Here is a 20,385-nt window from a genome sequence, read left to right as displayed (position 1 = left end):
CATCGCTGGCGGTTGGTCACGGGGAATAGGTCACAATCATGTCCAGCGCCCAGATAGATTACTACCAGACGCTCGAAGTCTCGCGCGATGCCGACAGGGCAGTGCTCAAGAGCGCCTATCGCAAGCTTGCGATGAAATATCACCCGGACCGCAATCCGGGCGATGCCTCGTGCGAGGCGAAGTTCAAGGCAATCAACGAGGCCTATGATTGCCTCAAGGACCCGCAGAAACGCGCGGCCTATGATCGTTTTGGTCACGAGGCTTTCACCCAGGGCATGAACGGCGGCGGCGGGCCGTTTGGCGGCGGTGGTTCCGGGGGCGGGCGCGGCGATTTCGCCGATATCGGCGACATTTTCGAAACCATTTTCGGCAGCGCCTTTGGCGGCGGCGGGACACAGCGCCAGCAGAACCGGCGCGGCGCGGATCTGCGTTATGACATGCAGGTCACCCTCGAAGAGGCGTTCCACGGCAAGACCACCGAAGTCGAAATCGAGGTCAGCCAGTCCTGCGATACCTGCGACGGCAGCGGCGCAACCCCCGGCACCAGCGAGCGCACCTGCAACCTGTGCAATGGCATGGGTTCCGTGCGCGCCAAGCAGGGGCTGTTCGTGATCGAGCGCCCGTGCCCCACCTGCAACGGGCGCGGCAGCGTGATCGAAAACCCCTGCCGCGAATGCCGGGGCGAGGGCCGGGTGGACCTTCCGCAGGCGCTCAAGGTGGATATTCCCGCCGGGGTCGATACCGGCACGCGCATCCGCCTGTCCGGAAAGGGCGAGGCCGGGCAGCGCGGCGCGCCGGCGGGCGACCTTTATATCTTCCTGCATGTCCAGCAGCACCGCGTGTTCGAACGCGAAGGCACCACGCTGATGACGCGCGTGCCGGTGTCCTTCACCACGGCGGCGCTGGGCGGCTGCGTGGAGATCCCCGATCTTGATGGTTCGACCAACCGGCTTGAAATCCCGGTCGGGATCCAGTCCGGCAAGCAGCTGCGCATCCGCGGCGCGGGGATGCCGGTGTTGCAAGGGCGCGGGCGCGGCGATCTGGTGGTCGAGATCATGGTCGAAACCCCGACAAAACTCTCGCGCCGGCAGAAAGAGCTGCTTGAGGAATTCCGCGAGACCGAGACCGGCGACGAATGCCCTGAAACCCGCGGTTTCTTCGACAAGCTCAAGGACGTGTTCGGCGGTTGATGCGCGGTGCTGCCATCGCTCATCATCCTCGACAATTTTCTCAAGGACCCATGGGCGGCCCGCCGTGCAGCGCTGGCGCTGGACTATGATCCGGCAGCGCAGCATGGCAATTTTCCCGGGCGCAATTCCACCGCGCCGTTGGATACCGTAGCGCTGGACAGCGCAGTTTCGCGCCAGCTCGGGTCCGGGCTTGGCGCAGCGCCCGGCTCTCAGCACGGGCATTGCCGCCTGACCCGCAAGGGCGACAGGGGCAAAAGCGGGGTGCATATCGACCCGGCCAGCTATTCCGGCATCCTCTACCTTTCACGCCCCGAGGATTGCGCCAAGCCCGATGCCGGCGGCACCGATTTCTTCCGTCACAAGCGCACCGGGCTGGAAGCCGTGCCGCAGGACCCGGCGCAGATCGCCGCTTCGGGCTATGCCGATGCCAACGCGCTGATCGAGGATGTGGTCAACAAGGACACGCTTGCCCCGGCCAGATGGGAGCGGGTGCTGCGCGTTCCGGCGCGGTTCAACCGGCTGCTGTTGTTCTCGCCCTGGCAATTCCACAACGCCGCGCCGGGGTTTGGCACCACGCACGAGGATGCGCGTCTGGTCATGCTGTTGTTCTTTGCCCCGGCCCGGAGCTAACCCATCCGCTCACCCACTTCGAGGCGGATCTGTTCGATCAGCCCGCGCTGACATCTTCCGGTGATCTCCTCCTCCTCCAGCACGGCAAGAAACGCGGCGCGCTTGGCGTTCCGGATGCGGGCTTTGGGGATGCTTCCGCCCACGGTGGAGGCGACCAGATCGATCATCCGCTCAGCCCCGTGCAGCCGTCCCCACAGGTAATCATTCTCGCGGTAATCGCGGCTGAAGAAGGCGCCGAAATTGTAGAATTCGATCCCGCGCAGCGTCGCCATGGTTCCGCCTTCACGGATCGAGCGCGCATCATCGGGGGATATGCGGTCGATCTTGACCGGATTGAATTCATCCTGCCCCTCGCGCCGGCTCAGCGGCAGGGTGGCCACATCATAGAACGGAAAGCCGAGATAGGTCAGCAGCATCCGCCGCTTGAGGTTTTTCGGCATGTCCTCAAGCGCGTCGATCAGCAGTTCCTCGGCCGCAAGGTCGGTGGTTGGCAGCAGGCGTTCGGTGGCGAGGAAATCGATCACCGAACCGGGCGCCTCCAGCGCCCTTTCGGCCAGCACAGCGAAACGTTCGGACTGCAATAGGCCTTCATCGGCGCGGTAATAAAGCGCAAGGATGCCGTATAATCGGTCGCGCGCGCGATCCAGCGCATCATCGGAGATGTCGGGATCAAGCTCCCAGTCGCGCGATAGCTTGCGCGCCAGCATCTGCAGGCGGCGAATGCGAAACCCGGTGTCATGCGTGCGGAAAAATCCGATTGCGGCAGGGGTGGCCCCGCCGCCCCTTTCGGTCAGTCGTTCCAGCCCGCGTGCCGCAAGCTCGCCCCGCAGCGCCATGGCAATAGCGGTCGGATCAGCCCGCCCGTCACCCGCGGCGCGCAAGGTCAGGCGCGCAAGCTGGCTGAGGATGGCATCGAACTTGGCAAGGGCATAGGCACCAAAGGCATAGCCCACCCCTTCGGCCGCGGCCTGCTGCGCCTTGGCTCGCCAGCTTGCCAGCCGTTTGGGGGTCGGGCGGTCGAGCAGGAAGGTGTAGCCAAACAGCTTTTCCACCGCGTGATCAATATCGGGCTCCAGATCCATCACGATGCGCTTCAAACGCGAAGCATCGCGCGATTGCTGCTCGATGCGTTCCAGATCGTCGCGGATTGGCTGTTCGCGCGGGATCGTGGACAGCGAACCGAAGATCGCGCCGAAAAACCCGATATTGTCGGGCGGGTCGGACGGCAGCAACCCGCGGGTATCGGGGCGCGGATCAATATAGACGAAGCGGCGGTCAACCTCGCGCTGGGCCGGGCGGCCATGCAGCGCGCCAAGCGCGGCGCCAAAGGGCGCATTGACCAGCACCGAACCATCGATCAGCGCGACCTCTGCGATTGTGTCGTCGCGGACATGCACGGGCATGATCCGCCGCAGGAAGGTGTCGCGCGTCGCCCAGTCCAGCCCTTCGGTCTGGGCAAGCTGATCAATCTCATTGATCCGCAGGGGCGGGAAGGCACCGGGAAAGCTTGCGGTGGCGCGCGCCGCCAGCACCAGTTCGAGCGGATCGGCCAGTGGTTGCGGCGGATCGCTTCCCACCCGCGCCCGGAAAGCGATCGGCACGCGATGTTCGGTCTCGTCCACCTGCGGCGGCGAATTGAGCCGCAAGGTCTGCGGATAGCCGCGGAAATCGGTGGCTGTCACGGCAAGGTCGATCGGATGTCCCGGCGGCAGCAAGGTGATGCCGTCGCCATCGTCGGCCATTTTTTCCAACGCTTCGTGCAGCATCGCCGAAAAGCGGGTTCCCGAAAAGGGCGGGCTGAACCAGCGCCCGCGCACGAAGCGCGAAACCTTGTGCCGCACTTCGGTTCGGGTTCCGGGGGCGACGGTTTCGCTCACCACATTGCCCGGACGGGTCAGGAACCATTCGGCAATCGGCTGCGCCCACAGCTTGGCATAGCGCCACATCGGCTCGGCCTCGGGATCGGTCAGTTGGCTGACATCGGCATTTTCCAGCCACAGGTCGGTCAGCGGTTCGAGGCTATGGCCCGAATGGATTGCCTGGGCGAGGAACACCGCATTGATCCCCCCCGCGCTCGCACCGGTGAGGATATCGGGCAGGACCCGCAGCCTGATGCCATCCTCGCGCTCAATTTCTGCCAGAAATTCGTGATAGGCTGCTGCCACCCCGTCAAGCGGCACCGGGCCGGGCTGATGAAACCCCCGGCTGGCCCGCGCCAGATGCCAGATTTCCTTGGTGATGCCATGCATGTAGACCGCAAGGCTGACGCCGCCATAGCAGACAAGGGCAAGGCGCAGTTCTTTATGCCGCATGGTGCGTTCCTAGCGTGGATGATCGCGGCAATGCAATTGCGTTCTAATTCTGTTCCTATTATGGGCGCATTGCATGGCAAAGACGAAACGCCGTTATGTGTGTCAGGCCTGTGGTTCGGTATCACCGCGCTGGCAGGGGCAATGCGCCGATTGTGGTGAGTGGAACACGCTGGTCGAGGATGTACCGGCGACGGTGTTCTCGCAAAAGCATGATCTGTCGCGCGGGGGGCGTGCAGTCGCTTTCGAGCCGCTCAATGCTCCCACGCAGCTGCCGGTCAGGAAGTCGACCGGGCTTGCTGAGTTTGACCGCGCGCTGGGCGGCGGGCTGGTGCCGGGTTCGGCGGTGCTGATGGGTGGTGATCCGGGGATCGGCAAATCGACCCTGCTGCTCCAGACCGCAGCGACCATCGCGCGCGGCGGCAATGATGTGGTCTATGTCAGCGGAGAAGAGGCCGCCGGGCAGGTGCGGCTGCGCGCCGCCCGCATGGGGGTGGCCGATGCGCCGATCCGGCTCGCTTCGGAAACTTCGGTGCGCGATATCCTGACAACGCTGGGGCAGGGAACGCCGCCTGCGCTGCTGGTGATCGATTCGATCCAGACAATGCATTCCGACACGATCGAAGGTGCGCCCGGCACGGTTTCGCAGGTGCGCGGCTGCGCGCTGGAACTGATCCGTTACGCCAAGGAAACCGGCTGCGCGGTGGTGCTGGTGGGCCATGTCACCAAGGATGGCAGCATTGCCGGGCCGCGCGTGCTGGAACACATGGTCGATGTGGTCATGAGTTTCGAGGGCGAGCGCAGCCACCAGTACCGCATCCTGCGCGCGCTCAAGAACCGGTTTGGCGCGGTCGATGAAATCGGCGTGTTCGCGATGGCGGCTGAAGGGTTGGAGGAGGTTGCCAATCCCTCCTTGCTGTTCCTGTCGGGGCGCGAGACACCGCTGGCGGGCAGCGCGGTGTTCCCCGCGCTGGAAGGCACGCGGCCGGTGCTGGTCGAAATTCAGGCGCTGATCGTGCGGCTGCAATCGGGCGCGACCCCGCGCCGCGCGGTGGTGGGCTGGGACAATGGCCGGCTCGCCATGCTGCTGGCGGTGCTCGAATCGCGCTGCGGGCTCAATTTCTCCTCGGCCGAGGTCTATCTCAACATTGCAGGCGGTTACCGGCTGACCGATCCGGCAGCCGATCTGGCGGTGGCCGCCGCGCTGGTATCGGCGCTGGCGGACAAACCGCTGCCCGACAAGGCGGCGTGGTTTGGCGAGGTGTCGCTGGCGGGCGAGATTCGCCCGGTTGCGCATGCCCCGCTGCGCCTGCGCGAGGCGGCCAAGCTCGGCTTTACCCGTTCATATGGCCCGACCGGCGGAGCGGGCGGCGATTCCGGAAACGGATATCGCGGGCTTGCCGCGCTTGCGAACCTCGTTGACCAGGTGATGGGCAGCGCATAGACCCTCGACCTTATGGCCGGGCTCGACATCCTCATCCTCATCATCGTTACCATCGCCGCAATCGGCGGCTTCATGCGCGGACTTGTGCAGGAAGTCCTGTCGCTGGCGGCGTGGATATTTGCAGCCTTTGCAGTGCATTACCTGCACCCCCGGCTGACGCCTGCGTTGAGCGACTTCTACCGGTCCGATGCGGTGACGCCGGTCTTTGCCTTCGTCCTTCTGCTGCTGATCCCCTATGCGGCGATGAAGGTCATTGCGGGCAATTTCAGCGAAGCATCCGAAGGCGCGATCCTCGGGCCGATTGATCGCGTGCTCGGCTTTGGTTTCGGCGCCATTAAGGGCGCGCTGATTGCGGTGTTCGCCTTTTCCGTGCTGGTGCTCGGGTTCGACGATTCGTGGGGTTACAAGGGCGGGCCGACCTGGATTACCACGGCCCGCACCTATCCTGCCGCCGACAGCTTCTCGCGCCAGCTGATCCCGATGATTTCCGTCCGCCGCGACCGGCTACGCCGCGAATCCGAAAAGCAGGAAGCCGCGGCCGCCAAAGCCGCCGGCTGACAGGCCATGGCCGTGCCGCGTCCGCCCAAACTCTATTCGCCCAAACTGCTGGCACAAGCCGTGGCACTGGCGGCCTATCCGCTCGATGATCGCCTTGCCTTGCGGGCAGAGGCCCGTTCGCGCACCTGTGGGAGCGAGATCGTGCTGGGGCTGGATATCGCCGGGGATGGGGGTATCGCCCGGATCGGAATGCAGGTCAGGGCCTGCGCGATCGGACAGGCTTCGGCAGCGCTGCTTGCGCAAGGGGCAGCAGACCGGAACGCGGGCGCCATCGCCGCGACCCTGAGTGGGATCGAGGCATGGCTGGCAGGAACATCCGCACTGCCTGACTGGCCCGATCTTAACCTGCTGGCGCCGGCGCGCGATCATCCCGGCCGGCACGGTGCCCTGCTGTTGCCGTGGAAGGCCGCCACCAAGGCGCTTTCAAGCCGCGCCGACGCGGGCTAGGGGTTGGGCGAAGATGCCGCCAGCGCGGCCGCGCACAAGGGGATAGAGCAACATGGCTGAAGCGCAGGCGCTTGCGGACCGCGAGCCGAGCGAGAATGAAATCCGTCTGGTCATCGGCGCGTCCAGCGCCGGGACCATTTTCGAATGGTATGATTTCTTCATCTACGGCACGCTCGCCTACATCCTGAAAGATGCGTTCTACGCCACGGATAACGAAACGCTGGGCCTGTTGCTGGTGTGGTCCACCTTCGCGGTAGGCTTCGCGTTCCGGCCGCTGGGAGCGATCCTGTTCGGCTTTTTGGGCGACAGGCTGGGGCGCAAGTATACCTTTCTTGTCACGGTAACGCTGATGGGCATTGCCACCGCCGGGGTGGGCCTGATCCCCACCGTCGACACGATCGGCATGGCCGCGCCGGTGATCGTCATATTGCTGCGGGTGATACAGGGCCTTGCACTGGGCGGCGAATATGGCGGGGCGGCGATTTATGTTGCGGAACACGCCCCTCCGGAAAAGCGCGGCTTCTACACCAGCTTCATTCAGGCCAGCGTCGCGGGCGGGTTTGTGCTGTCGATCATCGTGGTGCTGGCCTGCCGTTTCCTGATCCCGGCAGACGCATTTGCCGCGTGGGGCTGGCGCGTGCCGTTCCTGCTGTCGATCGTGCTGCTGATCATTTCGCTGTGGATGCGGTTGAAACTGTCGGAAAGCCCGGTGTTCCAGGCGATGAAGGAAGCGGGTGAGACATCGGGCAATCCCTTCATTGAAAGCTTTACCTATCCCGGCAATGGCAAGCGCATCTTCGTCGCGCTGTTCGGGGTTACCGGCATCCTGACGACAATCTGGTACACTGCGTTCTTTTCGGGGATGAGCTTCCTGCGCGGGCCGATGCATGTCGATGATCAGACGGTCGAGATTGTCCTGCTGATTTCCGGCATCATCGCGATGAGCTTCTATCTGATCGTTGGCAAATGGTCTGACAGGGTGGGGCGCAAGAAGCCGATCATCATTGGCGCAGCGCTGACGCTGGCATTGCTGTTCCCGCTGTTCTGGATGATGGGCAGTCTGGCCAATCCGGGGCTTGCGAAAGCGGCTGAACAAACGCCGATAACCATCAGCGGCCCGGAATGCGTGACCGATCCCTTTGCCGAACTGTTCAAGCGCGAGCAGACCGATTGCGGCAAGGTGCTGGAAACGCTGACTGCGTCGGGCGTGCCTTATACGCTGACGCAGGGCGACAGGCTGGCGCTGATGGCGGGCGGACAGCCAGTTGCGATTGATCCGGCATGGTTCAGCGACAGCGCCGCGCGGCGTGCGGGCATTCATGCCGCGCTGGGGCAATATGGCTTCGATTTTTCCAAACAGCAGCCGGATATGGCCAACATCATCGGCATTGTCGGCATCCTGCTGGCGCTGGGGATGCTTTCGGCGTTGACCTATGGTTCGGTTGCGGCCCTGTTGTCGGAAATGTTCCCGCCGCGCATCCGCTATTCCTCGATGTCGATCCCCTATCATATCGGCGCGGGCTATCTCGGCGGGTTCCTGCCGTTGATTGCCGGGGTGATCGTGGCCAGCACCGGGGATATCTATTCGGGCCTGTGGTACACATGGGCCGTGGTTGCTTTCGGGCTGGTGGTGGCTTGGTGGGGCATTCCCGGAGGGCCGCCGAAAGACTTTGCCGATGACTGACGTCATGCCGTCGCCCAGCTTGCGGCTGACGGTCGACGCGCAAGCACTTGCTGCCAACTGGCACGCGCTGGACAGCCTACCGGCTGCGGGCAGGGCGGGCGCGGCGGTGAAGGCGGATTGCTATGGATTGGGTGTCGATACCTGCGTGCCGGTGCTTCGCGATGCGGGTTGCGAGGCTTTTTTCGTAGCCCACTGGTGCGAAGTCGCGGCGGTGGCGCGGCATGTTCCGCCAGCGCAGATCGCGGTGCTGCATGGCCCATTGACCGATGCTGATTGCGCCTATGCCCGCGCCATCGGCGCCGTGCCGGTGATCAATTCGTTGCAGCAGGCCGCGCTGTGGAATGCATCGGGCGGCGGGGCGTGCCACCTGATGATCGATACCGGCATCAACCGGCTGGGCATTGCCCCGGCAGAGGCCAGCGATCCGCGCATCGCCGCGCTTGATGTCGACATCCTGATGAGCCACCTCGCCAGCGCGGACGAGGACAGTCCGATGAATGATCGCCAGCGCAGGGCCTTTGTCGCGGTCACGGCCAAGATTGCCCATCGCCGCGCCAGCCTTGCCAATAGCGCAGGGATCGCGCTTGGCCGTGATTACGCCTTCGATCTTACCCGGCCCGGCCTTGCGCTGTATGGCGGCGTGCCGCGGGCAGAACTTGCCGGGCTGATCCGCCCGGTCATCGCGGTCGAGGCCGCGCTGCTCCAGTGCCGCAGCATTACAGCGGGCGAGAGCGTGGGCTACAACGCGGGCTTCACCGCCGATCGCGCGATGCGGGTCGGCACGGTCTCGATCGGCTATGCCGACGGCTTCCTGCGCCTGCGCGGGCCCGGCAACGCCTTGCACCATTGCGGGCGCCGGCTGCCGATCCTCGGCAAGGTGTCGATGGACATGGTGGTGGTCGATCTTGCCTCCGCGCCGGAACTTGCCGCCGGAGACTGGCTTGGGGTGCCCTGGGATATTGGTTCCACGGACATTACTGATTGTGCGCAGCAAAATATTCTGTCGCAATATGAATTGCTGACGACCCTCGGGCAGCGCCTGCGCCGAGGATAAAGCAATCGTGGGCGCGATATTGCGCTGCAGCTTGTGCAGGTGCTAAGGCGTTGCAGGGTCAACTTACAGGAAACCAACATGGTCAGCAGGTCGAAAGCGGCATCAGGTGAAGCGCGCGATGAGGTGATCATCAAGAAATACGCCAACCGGCGGCTCTATAACACCGCGTCATCGAGCTACATCACGCTGGAAGACCTGGCCCGGATGGTGCGCGAGAATGTCGAATTTCAGGTGCTTGACGCCAAGACCGGCGATGACATCACCCATTCGATCCTGACCCAGATCATCATGGACGAAGAGGCCAATGGCGGGAAAATGCTGCCGGTGAGCTTTCTGCGCCAGCTAATCGGCATGTATGGCAATTCGATGCAGGCATTGATGCCATCATACCTTGAAGCCAGCATGGCCAATTTCCGCGACAACCAGTCAAAGATCCGCGACGCCTTTGAAAAGGGGATCAGCGCGAATCCCTTTGCCGCGATCCATGAAACCAACATGGCAATGATGCGCGCTGCCGCCGATGCCTTCATGCCCGGCGTGACCAAGGGCAAGGATAAGCCCGCAGCCCCCGTGACCGAGGCGAGGGACGAGATCGCCTTGTTGCGCGAACAGATGGCCGCGATGCAAAAGAAGCTGGACGACTTGAGCAAATAGCGCAATCGGGGCGCGCCTGCGGTTTGTCCGCGCGCCCATGCAATGATTGAGGAAGCTGTTTTCGTGTCCCAGATCCGCCACGCCCTCTCGGTGAAGCGCTCCGATGATTTCGCCAAGTGGTATCAGGAAGTCATCAACGCCGCCGATCTCGCAGAAGAATCAGGTGTGCGCGGCTGCATGGTGATAAAGCCGTGGGGCTACGGCATCTGGGAACGCATCCAGCGCTTGATGGATGACCGGATCAAGGCGGCAGGAGTACAGAACTGCTATTTCCCGCTGTTCATCCCGCTCGCCAATTTCACGCGTGAGGCGGAGCACGTTGAAGGCTTCGCCAAGGAAATGGCGGTCGTCACCCACCATCGGCTGATTTCCGATGGCAAGGGCGGGCTGATCCCTGATCCCGCCGCCAAGCTGGAAGAACCGCTGGTGGTGCGCCCGACGTCCGAAACCATCATCGGTGATGCGATGGCGCGCTGGGTGCAGTCGTGGCGCGATCTGCCGCTGCTGACCAACCAGTGGGCCAATGTGGTGCGCTGGGAAATGCGCACCCGTATGTTCCTGCGCACCAGCGAATTCCTCTGGCAGGAAGGCCACACCGCGCATGAGAACCGCGATCAGGCGATTGCGGAAACCCACCGCGCGCTGGAAATGTACCGCGCCTGCGTTGAAGAAGACCTCGCCGTGCCGGTGATTGCCGGAGAAAAACCCGAGAACGAACGTTTCCCCGGCGCGGTCGAGACATGGTCGATCGAGGCGATGATGCAGGACGGCAAGGCGCTGCAGGCGGGCACCAGCCATTATCTCGGCACCAATTTCGCGCATGCTGCCGGCATCCAGTATCAGGATCGCGAGGGTGCCCAGCAATATTGCCACACCACCAGCTGGGGCACCTCAACGCGGCTGATCGGAGGGGTGATCATGACCCACGGCGATGATGACGGATTGCGCGTGCCTCCCGCCATCGCGCCGCAACAGATCGTCATCATCCCGATGCTGCGTGAAGCGCCCGAGGATGCCGCGCTGCTGGCCTATTGCGAAGCCGTGCGCGCGGCGCTGACGGCGCAGACCGCGCTTGGGGAAAAGGTGCGCGTGCTGCTCGATACCAAACCCGGCAAGGCGGCGGCGAAACGCTGGGACTGGGTGCGCAAGGGCGCGCCTGTCATCGTCGAAGTCGGCCCGCGTGACATGGCAGAAGGCAAGCTGGCCGTGCTGCGCCGCGACGCGCTGTGGAACGCCGATAACGGCAAGCCCGCCTTTACCTATCCCGCCCATGCCGATTTTACGGCAGAAGCCGGGGCGCTGCTCGAAGCGATCCAGCAAAGCCTGTTCGATGAAGCGCGCAATCGCCGCGATGCCAATATCACCCGCGGCGTGACCGATTGGGCAGCGGTCGTGGCAAATTTCGAAAACGGCGGCAAGTATCCGGGCTGGGTCGAGGTCGAATGGTCGAAGCCCACCGGCGCGGCGCTTGATGCCGTGGTCGAGAAACTCAAGGCGCTGAAACTCACCATCCGCAACGTGCCGCGCGGCGGTGAACCGGCAACCGGCACCTGTATCTTCACCGGGGAGCCTGCGGCCGAACGCATCCTGATCGCCCGCGCCTATTGAGACGAGGCCCCCGGGCTTGCGCCCACGCGGCGGGAAGGGCAGATGGTGCGCATGATCAAACGCGCCCTTCTGCTCGCCGCTTTCCTCGCCGCCCCGCTCGGAGCGCAAACGCACCCCGCCGACAGCGTTTCTGCAGAGCGCCTGCGCGGCGATGTCGAAAAGCTGGTGAGCTTCGGCACGCGCCACACGCTGTCATCGCAGACCGATCCCGAGCGCGGCATCGGCGCGGCGGTGGATTGGGGGCTGGCGGAGTTCAAACGCATTGGCGCGAAGTGCGGCGATTGCCTTGAAGTGCTGCCCGTCAGCGACACCATCACCGCCGCCCCGCGAATCCCCACGCCAACATTGGTGCGCAACGCCGTCGCCATCCAGCGTGGCACCGAGCGGCCCAATGAAGTCGTGATCGTGCAGGGCCATATCGACAGCCGCGTGTCCGGCGCGCTGGATTTCACCAGCGACGCACCGGGGGCGAACGACGATGGGTCGGGCACCGCATTGGTGATCGAAGCGGCGCGGGCGCTGTCGGGCGAGACATACCCCTCCACCATTATCTACGCGCTGCTGTCGGGCGAGGAACAGGGGCTCCACGGCGGGCGCATCCTCGCAGACTGGGCAGAGGCGCAGGGATTTACCGTCAAGGCGGTGCTCAACAACGACATCGTCGGCAATTCCTGCGGCAAGGACGGATATTGCGAGCCCAAGGTGGTGCGCGTCTTCTCCGAAGGCCCGCGTGCTGACCTCACCGACCGGCTGCGCGCCGCGCAAACCCGCTTTGGCGGCGAGAATGACACCCCTTCGCGCAACTTGTCGCGCTGGGTGGCAGGGCTGGCAGGCCAGCACGCAGACGAAATGCAGGTTCGCCAGATCTGGCGCACCGACCGCATGGGGCGGGGCGGCGATCAGGTGCCGTTCCTGCAGAAGGGCTACCCCGCGATCCGGTTCTCCGTGGGGGTCGAGGATTACGATCACCAGCATCAGGACCTGCGCACCGAGGACGGGGTGTTCTATGGCGACACCATCGACGAGATGGACTTTGCCTATCTCGCCGGGGTGACCAAGCTCAACGTGCGCGCCCTCGATGCACTCGCCCGCGCGCCGATGCCGCCCAAGGTGACGGTGGATGCTGCGGTGAAGACCTATACGGAGCTGCGTTGGACGCCCAGTAATGGCGCAACGGCCTTCGAGGCGTGGAAGCGTCCGACTGATCAATCCTCATGGGGGGAAAATCCTGCTGAACGGCTGGAAAGCCCCGATCCCCATGTTGTAATAACCGGAAAAGACTTCCCGGGCATCCGAGGCGATGACTGGATTTTCGGCGTAGCGGCCTGTGCAGGGCCATATTGCTCGCCGGTTTCCAGTGCCGTTCCCGGCGGCGCGTTCGAGCCGGTGGCGCGATGATATTGGTTCGCGCCAAGTCGCCAAGGGGCCAAGATGGAAGAGCCTGACGCGCAGTTGGACGCCATTGCGCGGCAGATCGTCGATGTTGCCTTTCGCCTGCATCGCGACGTGGGGCCCGGGTTGCTGGAGTCGGCCTATGAAACCTTGTTGTCAGCGAAGCTGACGGCAATCGGATTATCTGTCGAACGGCAGGTTGCGATGGATGTGGTCGTCGATGATATTCAGCTTGCTTCGGCGTTTCGTCTCGATCTGCTCGTCAATCGGTCGATCATTATCGAGGTCAATTCGATTGAAAGAACGCTTCCCATCCATTCCAAACAGCTCCTGACCTACCTTCGCCTCGGTGGTTTCCCGCTTGGTTTTGTCATCAATTTCGGAACTGCCATGTTCAAAGATGGCATTCGCCGCTTGATAAACAGTGACACCCTCTTGGCCTCTTCGCGACTTGGCGCGAACCAGAAAGATTGAAATGCCCAAACCCCCCAAACTCCCTCAAGGAATGCCGACGCCGCAACAGGTGCTCGACTTCATCCAGTCATCCGATATTCCCGCCGGCAAGCGCGAGATTGCCAAGGCCTTCGGGTTGAAGGGGCAGGAGAAGATCAAGCTCAAGGCCTTGCTCAAGGACATGGCCGAAGAGGGCCTGATCGACGGGAAGAAGAGCGCCTTCCACCGCATGGGCGGGGTGCCCAAGGTCACGACCCTTAAAATCGTCGCCCTTGAAGATGGTGACCTGATCGCCGAGCCCGACAATTGGGACCCCGAAGCCCCCGGCAAGCCGCCGCGCCTTACCATCCGCGAACCGCGTCCGCGCCCCGGCATCAAGCGCCCGCCTGCCTTGAAACGCGGTGACCGCATCCTTGCCCGCACCGAAGAAACCGAGGCGGGCTGGATCGCCCATCCGATGAAGAAGCTGCCATCGCGCACCGAAGGGCTGATGGGCGTGGTCGAGATCGACAAGACCGGCAAGGCGTGGCTCGCCCCGGTCGACAAGCGCGTGCGCCAGTCCGCCCCCATAGCCGATGTGGGCGAGGCAGAGGCCGGGCAGCTGGTGATCGCAGAACGTCTCGGCCGATCAGACCGCGCAGGCGTGAAGGTGGTCGAAGTGATCGGCGATCCGCTCGCGCCCAAAAGCTTCAGCATGATTGCCATCGCCAAGCATGGCATCCCGCACATCTTCCCCGAAGAGGTGCTGGAAGAAGCCCCGCGCGCGGCCAAGTTGAAACTGTCGGAAAAGACCCGCGAAGATCTGCGCCACCTGCCCATTGTCGCCATCGATCCTGCCGACGCGCGCGATCATGATGACGCGATCTGGGCCGAGCCGGACGGGCAGGGCGGGTTCAATGCGCTGGTCGCGATTGCCGATGTGTCATTCTACGTCCGCCCCGGAAGCGCGCTCGACCGCGAGGCAAGGAAACGCGGCAATTCGGTCTATTTCCCCGACCGCGTCGTGCCGATGCTGCCCGAAGTGCTGAGCGCCGATGTGTGTTCGCTCAAAGAGGGCGAAGACCGTGCAGCGATGGCCTGCCACCTGCACATCAATGGCGACGGCAAGGTGTCGAGCTTCCGCTTCACCCGTGCATCTGTGCGGATTGCGCACAACATCGCTTACGAGGATGCGCAGAAGGCGGTCGATAGCGGCACGCCACCAGAATACCTCGCCAACCTGTGGGACGCTTGGAAGGCGCTGTCCGCCGCGCGCCATGCCCGCGATCCGCTCGAACTGGAACTGCCCGAACGCCGGGTGGTGCTCGATCAACAGGGGCGCATCGCCGAAATCGCGATCCGCGAACGGCTCGATGCGCACCGGGTAGTCGAGGATTTCATGATCGCCGCCAATGTCGCCGCGGCCAAGGCGCTGGAGGCGAAAACCGCCCCGGTGGTCTACCGCGTCCACGAACCGCCGAGCCGCGAAAAGCTGATCGCCCTGCGCGATTACCTCGCCACGATGGGCAAAAAGCTGGCCTTGGGGCAGGTGGTGACGCCGGGCCTGTTCAACCGGATGCTGAAGGACGTCACCGACGAGACGGAAAAGGCGCTGGTGATGGAGGCGGTGCTGCGCAGCCAGACGCAGGCCTATTACGGGCCTGCGAATGCCGGGCATTTCGGGTTGAGCCTGGGTTCCTATGCCCACTTCACCTCGCCGATCCGCCGCTATTCCGATCTGCTGGTCCACCGCGCGCTGGTGGACGCCTACAAGCTCGAACAGCCCGCCCCGCCGGGATCGCTCCCGCCGACATCCGGCCTGTCAGACCGCGACCGCGCCAGCTTGCAGCAGGTCAGCGACGCGATCAGCCAGACCGAGCGGCGCGCGATGGAGGCCGAGCGCGACACGATTGATCGCTATGTCGCGGCGTGGCTATCGGCGCGGGTGGGCGAGGTGTTCGATACCCGCATCACCGGGGTGCAGGGCTTCGGGTTCTTTGCGACCATCGTCGGGCTGGGGGGTGACGGGCTGGTGCCGATCTCGACGTTGGGGGGCGAGTATTTCCGCCATGACGAAGCCGCCCAGGCGCTGGTGGGCACGGACAGCGGCACCGCCTATGCCAGCGGCGACCGGCTGAAGCTGAAGCTGGCAGAGGCCAATCCGCTGACAGGGGCGCTCAAGTTCGTCCTGCCCGACAGTGATACAGGCGTGATCGATCCGCGCGGAATGCGGCCTGATGGCAGGCGGGGTGGGGCACCCCGAAAAGCGGGCAAGTTCACCGTCGGCAAGCGCGGTCGGCCGGGGAATATCCGGCATCAGGGGCGCAAGAAGTAACGCTTAAACCTGATGGTCGCTCTTTGCCTCGTCATAATCGCCGGGGACGATGTAGAGCGGGCAGGGCAGGGATCCCGCCGCGGCAGAAAAGTGCGTCACCAGCGGGCCGGGAACGGCGCCCTTGGCCGCGCCCAGCACCAGCGCGGCGACTTCATCGTGGTCAGCCAGGAATTCGCCGACGATCTTCTGCCCGTTGCCGATCTTGACCGAGATGGTCGGCATGATCCCGCTTTCCGCCAGCAGATTGCCTGCGACCCCATGAGCGAGCATCTCCGCCCGGTCGCGCGCCTCGGCTTCGATCGTGGCCTGCACCGCGCCGAACGCGCTGAAGTTCTGCTGCGGCACCAGCGCCAGCAGATGCACCGCGCCGCCCACCGCCGCAGCCCGGCGCGCGGCATAGCGCAAGGCGGCCAGCGCCTCTTCGCTCTCGTCGATGATGACCAGAAATGTCCGCATGTCTCGTGCCCCGTCAGGAGCAAAGGTATCAATGCATTCGTATGGATTGGCAAGTCCCCCGCTCTCACCCCCATTCAGGCACTTGCCCGACGCTAGGGAATTGGCCAGAGAACACCCCAAGGATCGATTACGGGAGTTACAGCGGATCATGGCTCTGGATATCAAGATGCCGGCTTTGTCGCCGACCATGGAAGAAGGCACGCTGGCGAAGTGGCTGGTGAGCGTTGGCGACACGGTGCAATCGGGCGACATCATGGCCGAGATCGAAACCGACAAGGCGACGATGGAATTCGAAGCGGTCGATGAAGGCGTGATCGCGGAAATCCTGATCGAAGCCGGAACCGAGAACGTGAAGGTCGGCGCGGTGATCGCGCGGCTTACGGTTGAGGGCGAGGAGGAGACGTCCTCGCCGACCCCCGCGCCTGAGCCCGCACCTGCACCCGCACCGGCACCCGCTGCCGATGGCCCGGCGGCAACTCCGACCGCGCGCAAGCTGGCCGAGGCGAACGGGATCGATCTCGCCCAGATCGAAGGCACCGGGCCCAAGGGCAAGATCACCAAGGACGATATCGAAGCGGCAATGGGCGGCGGCGGCGCTGCTTCGGTAACCGGCGCGCGCCCACCCCAGCCTGCACCGTCACCAGCGCCCACACCCGCTCCGGTTGAGCCATCGGGGGAACGCATCATAGCTTCGCCGCTGGCCAAGCGGATTGCGGCGGACAAGGGGATTGATCTGGCGCAGGTCAAGGGCAGCGGCCCTAATGGCCGGATCGTCAAGGAGGATGTGGAAGGCTTCACGCCGTCCGCCGCCGCCCCTGCTCCGCCGGCTGCCGCACCCGCACCCGCACCAGCTTCGGATCCGGCTGTCGAAGGCGGCGCGCCGTTTGCCGAGGAGAAACTCTCCGGAGTGCGCAAGGTCATCGCCCGCCGCCTGACCGAGAGCAAGCAGACCGTTCCGCACTTCTATCTCACCATCGACATCCGGCTCGATCCGCTGCTGAAGCTGCGCGCTGAACTGAACAAATCGCTCGAACCCGATGGCGTGAAGCTGTCGGTCAATGATCTGCTGATCAAGGCGCTCGCCCGCGCGCTGATCCGCGTGCCGCAGTGCAATGTCAGCTACCACGGCGACACCCTGCGCCGTTACAGCCGCGCCGATATTTCGGTGGCGGTGGCCGCGCCTTCAGGCCTGATCACGCCGGTGATCACCAGCGCCGATACCAAGGGCCTCGCCGCGATCTCGACCGAGATGAAGACGCTCGCGGGCAAGGCGCGCGATGGCAAGCTGATGCCGCACGAATACCAAGGCGGCACGGCGAGTCTTTCGAACCTCGGGATGTTCGGGATCAAGCAGTTCGACGCGGTGATCAACCCGCCGCAGGGCATGATCCTCGCGGTCGGGGCGGGGCAGCAGGCGCCCTATGTGGTCGATGGCGAGGTCAAGGTGGCAACCGTGCTCCACGCCAGCGGCAGCTTCGACCACCGCGCCATCGACGGCGCCGACGGCGCGCAGTTGATGGAGGCGATAAAACAGCTGTGCGAGAACCCGATGGGGCTGGTGGTTTGATTTTTTACGAAAAAACCTCCTTTTCCCTCGCGGGAGAGGAAGGGGGTCGCCGCGCAGCGGTGGGGAGGAGAGGGGGCCAGCGTGACCTTCTCCCCCTAGCCAAACGGATGCGGCGGGAACCAACCGAGGCCAACAAGTGACGCCTGTCCTACACACGCGCCGCCTAACATACTCGCGCCATGTCTGCCATTTCGTGCCCTTCCTGCCGCCCCCTGTCCGCCCGCTTCAGCCGGGGCCGGTTTTCACTTCCTGGACAGTGTAACCTGTGTCTCCAACAGTTCAGCCAAACGAGGAATAACCTGAATGTCTGCCTCCTATGATGTGATCGTGCTCGGTTCTGGCCCCGGCGGCTATGTAGCGGCGATTCGCTGTGCGCAGTTGGGGTTGAAGACCGCGATCGTGGAACGCGAGAACCTCGGCGGCATCTGCCTCAACTGGGGCTGCATTCCGACCAAGGCGATGCTGCGCTCGGCCGAGATCTTCCACTACATGCAGCACGCGGGCGATTATGGCCTTGTTGCCAAGGGGATAGAGGCTGATCTTGATGCTATCGTGAAGCGCAGCCGGGGGGTGGCGAAGCAGCTTAATCAGGGCATCAGCCACCTGATGAAGAAGAACAAGATCACCGTCCACATGGGCGAGGGGCGGGTGACGGGCGCAAACAGCCTCACTGTGAAGAGCGACCCCGGATCGGGGTCCGGGGCAGGCAAGGGCGAGGAAGCCCTGACCGCCAAGCACATCATCGTCGCGACCGGCGCCCGCGCCCGCGACCTGCCTTTCGCACCCGCCGACGGCAAGCGCGTGTGGACCTATCGCCATGCCATGACCCCGACCGAACTGCCGGAAAAGCTACTGGTGATCGGATCGGGCGCCATCGGCATAGAATTTGCCAGCTTCTACAATGATTTGGGAAGCGAAGTTACCGTGGTCGAAATGCTCGACCGGATCGTGCCGGTGGAAGATGCCGATGTCTCGACCTTCCTCGAAAAGTCGCTGAGGAAGCAGGGTATCAACATCATGACCGGCGCCGGGGTGGAGGATGTGAAGGTCACGCCAAAAGGCATCACCGCCACCATCAAGGACAAGAGCGGCAGCAGCGCCGCAACCGATTTCACCCATGTGATCGTCGCCATCGGCATCGTGCCCAACACCGAGGATATCGGTCTGGAAAGCCTTGCAGAGATGGATCGCGGCTTCATCCAGATCGATCCCTATGGCCGCACCAAGACCAAGGGGCTGTGGGCGATCGGCGATTGCACCCCCGGCCCCTGGCTGGCGCACAAGGCGAGCCACGAAGGCGTGACCTGCGCCGAAGCCATCGCACAGGAACTGGGCAACAAGGATGCGCATCCGCACCCGCTGAACCGCAACGCCATTCCCGGCTGCACCTATTGCCACCCGCAGGTCGCATCCGTGGGTCTGACCGAAGCCAAGGCGAAGGAAGCGGGCCGCGAGATCAAAGTTGGCAACTTCCCCTTCATCGGCAATGGCAAGGCGATTGCGCTGGGTGAGGCGGAAGGCTTCATCAAGACCATTTTCGACGCCAAAACCGGGGAATTGCTGGGCGCACACATGGTCGGCGCGGAAGTGACCGAACTGATCCAGGGCTACACCGTGGGCAAGGTGCTGGAAACGACCGAGGCGGAACTGTTGCAGACCGTCTTCCCCCACCCGACCTTGAGCGAGATGATGCACGAAAGCGTGCTCGACGCCTATGGCCGGGCGATCCACTTCTGAGGACACAGACCATGACCGACGCCGCACCCGAAGCATTGAAGGGCGAAGACTGGGCAGGGGAGATGGGCGCGCGCTGGCTTGCCAGTCTCGACCGCTTTGAAGGCATGATTGCTCCGATTGGCGCGGCACTGCTGGCACAGGCCGATTATCAGGCGGGCGAACGCGTGCTTGATCTGGGCTGCGGGGGCGGGGCGACGACGCTGGCGATTGCCGATGCGGTAGGGCCTGATGGCGCGGCGCTCGGCCTTGATGTGGCGCCGATGCTGGTCGCGCGGGCGCAGGAGCGGGCGGCAGCGGCGGGCAGCCATGCGCGCTTCATCTGCGCCGATGCCGCCACCGCAACGCTGGACGAGCCGCCCTTCGACCGGTTGTTCTCACGCTTTGGTTCGATGTTCTTCGAAGCGCCGGGGCCCGCCTTTGCCAACCTGAAAGCGATGCTGAAGCCCGGAGCGCGGATCGATCTCGCCGTCTGGGCCAATCCGCGCGACAACCTGTGGATGATGGAGGTCATGGGGGTGGTGCGCGAGCATATCGAAATTCCGCCCGCCGTGCCGCGCGCGCCGGGGCCGTTTGCGTTCGAGGATCTTGCCTATCTTGAAGAGGTGCTGACGGGCGCAGGTTTCAGCGGGATGGAGGCGGTGCCTTACACGGGACTTCAGCCGGTCGGCGGGCCGGGCGCTGCGCCTGCCGAGGCGGTCGATTTCGTGCTCGCCTCGATGGCAGTGGGTCGGGTGCTCGATGAGGCGGGATCAGACGTGCGCAAAGCGGCGCGGGCTGATCTGGTCGACCTGTTCACCCGGCGCCATGTCGCAGGCGAAGGGGTGATGATGGGCTGCAAGGCGTGGCTGGTCACAGCGATGCGATAGCCATTGGGGCATCCGCAAGATG

General features: G+C 64.1%; 17 protein-coding genes. 15 read left to right on the top strand and 2 right to left on the bottom strand.

Annotation, left to right across the window (positions count from 1 at the left end):
* Positions 1–38 precede the first annotated feature (38 nt).
* Both dnaJ and BUA05_RS05515 read left to right on the top strand, forming a co-directional pair.
* Positions 39–1,190 carry a molecular chaperone DnaJ gene (dnaJ, locus tag BUA05_RS05520; protein ID WP_072673658.1) on the top strand — a complete coding sequence of 384 codons (1,152 nt, stop codon included), beginning with the start codon at positions 39–41 and terminating at the stop codon, positions 1,188–1,190.
* Between the two features lie 6 nt (positions 1,191–1,196).
* Positions 1,197–1,820: a DUF6445 family protein gene (locus BUA05_RS05515; protein WP_084662485.1), complete on the top strand. Its 624-nt coding sequence runs from the start codon at positions 1,197–1,199 to the stop codon at positions 1,818–1,820.
* Here the strand turns inward: BUA05_RS05515 and BUA05_RS05510 are convergent.
* Positions 1,817–4,132, bottom strand: coding sequence for a patatin-like protein (locus BUA05_RS05510; RefSeq protein ID WP_072673657.1), 2,316 nt, complete (start codon positions 4,130–4,132; stop codon positions 1,817–1,819). The genes BUA05_RS05515 and BUA05_RS05510 overlap by 4 nt on opposite strands.
* Before the next feature lie 73 nt (positions 4,133–4,205).
* Between BUA05_RS05510 and radA the strand changes: the two genes are divergently transcribed.
* From radA to rnr, 10 genes are all read left to right on the top strand, one after another.
* Positions 4,206–5,573 carry a DNA repair protein RadA gene (gene radA / locus BUA05_RS05505; protein WP_072673656.1) on the top strand — a complete coding sequence of 456 codons (1,368 nt, stop codon included), beginning with the start codon at positions 4,206–4,208 and terminating at the stop codon, positions 5,571–5,573.
* Between the two features lie 12 nt (positions 5,574–5,585).
* On the top strand, positions 5,586–6,131 hold the full coding sequence (locus BUA05_RS05500; RefSeq protein ID WP_072673655.1) for a CvpA family protein: 546 nt from the start codon (positions 5,586–5,588) through the stop codon (positions 6,129–6,131).
* A gap of 6 nt (positions 6,132–6,137) precedes the next feature.
* Positions 6,138–6,578, top strand: a complete 441-nt coding sequence (locus tag BUA05_RS05495; protein WP_178139145.1) for an iron-sulfur cluster assembly scaffold protein — start codon at positions 6,138–6,140, stop codon at positions 6,576–6,578.
* A gap of 52 nt (positions 6,579–6,630) precedes the next feature.
* On the top strand, positions 6,631–8,262 hold the full coding sequence (locus tag BUA05_RS05490) for an MFS transporter (RefSeq protein WP_072673654.1): 1,632 nt from the start codon (positions 6,631–6,633) through the stop codon (positions 8,260–8,262).
* A complete protein-coding gene (alr, locus tag BUA05_RS05485) occupies positions 8,255–9,316 on the top strand; it encodes an alanine racemase (RefSeq protein ID WP_072673653.1) in 1,062 nt (353 codons plus the stop codon). The genes BUA05_RS05490 and alr overlap by 8 nt, the downstream gene beginning before the upstream one ends.
* Positions 9,317–9,394: 78 nt before the next feature.
* The gene (gene phaR, locus BUA05_RS05480) at positions 9,395–9,970 is read left to right on the top strand and encodes a polyhydroxyalkanoate synthesis repressor PhaR (RefSeq protein WP_072673652.1); all 576 of its coding nucleotides are present in this window, start codon (positions 9,395–9,397) and stop codon (positions 9,968–9,970) included.
* Between the two features lie 63 nt (positions 9,971–10,033).
* The gene (locus BUA05_RS05475) at positions 10,034–11,578 is read left to right on the top strand and encodes an aminoacyl--tRNA ligase-related protein (protein ID WP_072673725.1); all 1,545 of its coding nucleotides are present in this window, start codon (positions 10,034–10,036) and stop codon (positions 11,576–11,578) included.
* A gap of 51 nt (positions 11,579–11,629) precedes the next feature.
* Positions 11,630–12,976, top strand: a complete 1,347-nt coding sequence (locus tag BUA05_RS05470; RefSeq protein ID WP_178139144.1) for a M20/M25/M40 family metallo-hydrolase — start codon at positions 11,630–11,632, stop codon at positions 12,974–12,976.
* A gap of 33 nt (positions 12,977–13,009) precedes the next feature.
* Complete coding sequence (locus BUA05_RS05465; protein WP_072673651.1) at positions 13,010–13,444, top strand: GxxExxY protein; 435 nt, start codon at positions 13,010–13,012, stop codon at positions 13,442–13,444.
* Between the two features lie 31 nt (positions 13,445–13,475).
* Positions 13,476–15,737 (top strand): ribonuclease R, encoded by a 2,262-nt coding sequence (gene rnr, locus BUA05_RS05460; RefSeq protein WP_143150263.1) that lies wholly within the window; start codon positions 13,476–13,478, stop codon positions 15,735–15,737.
* A gap of 3 nt (positions 15,738–15,740) precedes the next feature.
* On the opposite strand, the gene BUA05_RS05455 is transcribed toward rnr, so the two are convergent.
* Entirely contained in the window at positions 15,741–16,193 is a 453-nt protein-coding gene (locus BUA05_RS05455) for a universal stress protein (protein WP_072673649.1), read from the bottom strand.
* Positions 16,194–16,341: 148 nt separating this feature from the next.
* On the opposite strand from BUA05_RS05455, the gene BUA05_RS05450 reads away from it, so the two are divergent.
* The 3 genes from BUA05_RS05450 (at position 16,342) to BUA05_RS05440 (ending at position 20,363) form a co-directional block, all read left to right on the top strand.
* The gene (locus tag BUA05_RS05450) at positions 16,342–17,760 is read left to right on the top strand and encodes a 2-oxo acid dehydrogenase subunit E2 (protein WP_072673648.1); all 1,419 of its coding nucleotides are present in this window, start codon (positions 16,342–16,344) and stop codon (positions 17,758–17,760) included.
* 303 nt (positions 17,761–18,063) lie between these two features.
* Positions 18,064–19,497, top strand: coding sequence for a dihydrolipoyl dehydrogenase (lpdA, locus tag BUA05_RS05445; RefSeq protein ID WP_072673647.1), 1,434 nt, complete (start codon positions 18,064–18,066; stop codon positions 19,495–19,497).
* A gap of 11 nt (positions 19,498–19,508) precedes the next feature.
* Positions 19,509–20,363, top strand: coding sequence for a class I SAM-dependent methyltransferase (locus tag BUA05_RS05440; protein WP_072673646.1), 855 nt, complete (start codon positions 19,509–19,511; stop codon positions 20,361–20,363).
* Positions 20,364–20,385: the final 22 nt, after the last annotated feature.

Source organism: Erythrobacter sanguineus (assembly GCF_900143235.1).
GTDB lineage: Bacteria > Pseudomonadota > Alphaproteobacteria > Sphingomonadales > Sphingomonadaceae > Erythrobacter > Erythrobacter sanguineus.
Note: the sequence above shows the minus strand (reverse complement) of the source record. Positions and strands in the feature narration are given on the sequence as shown.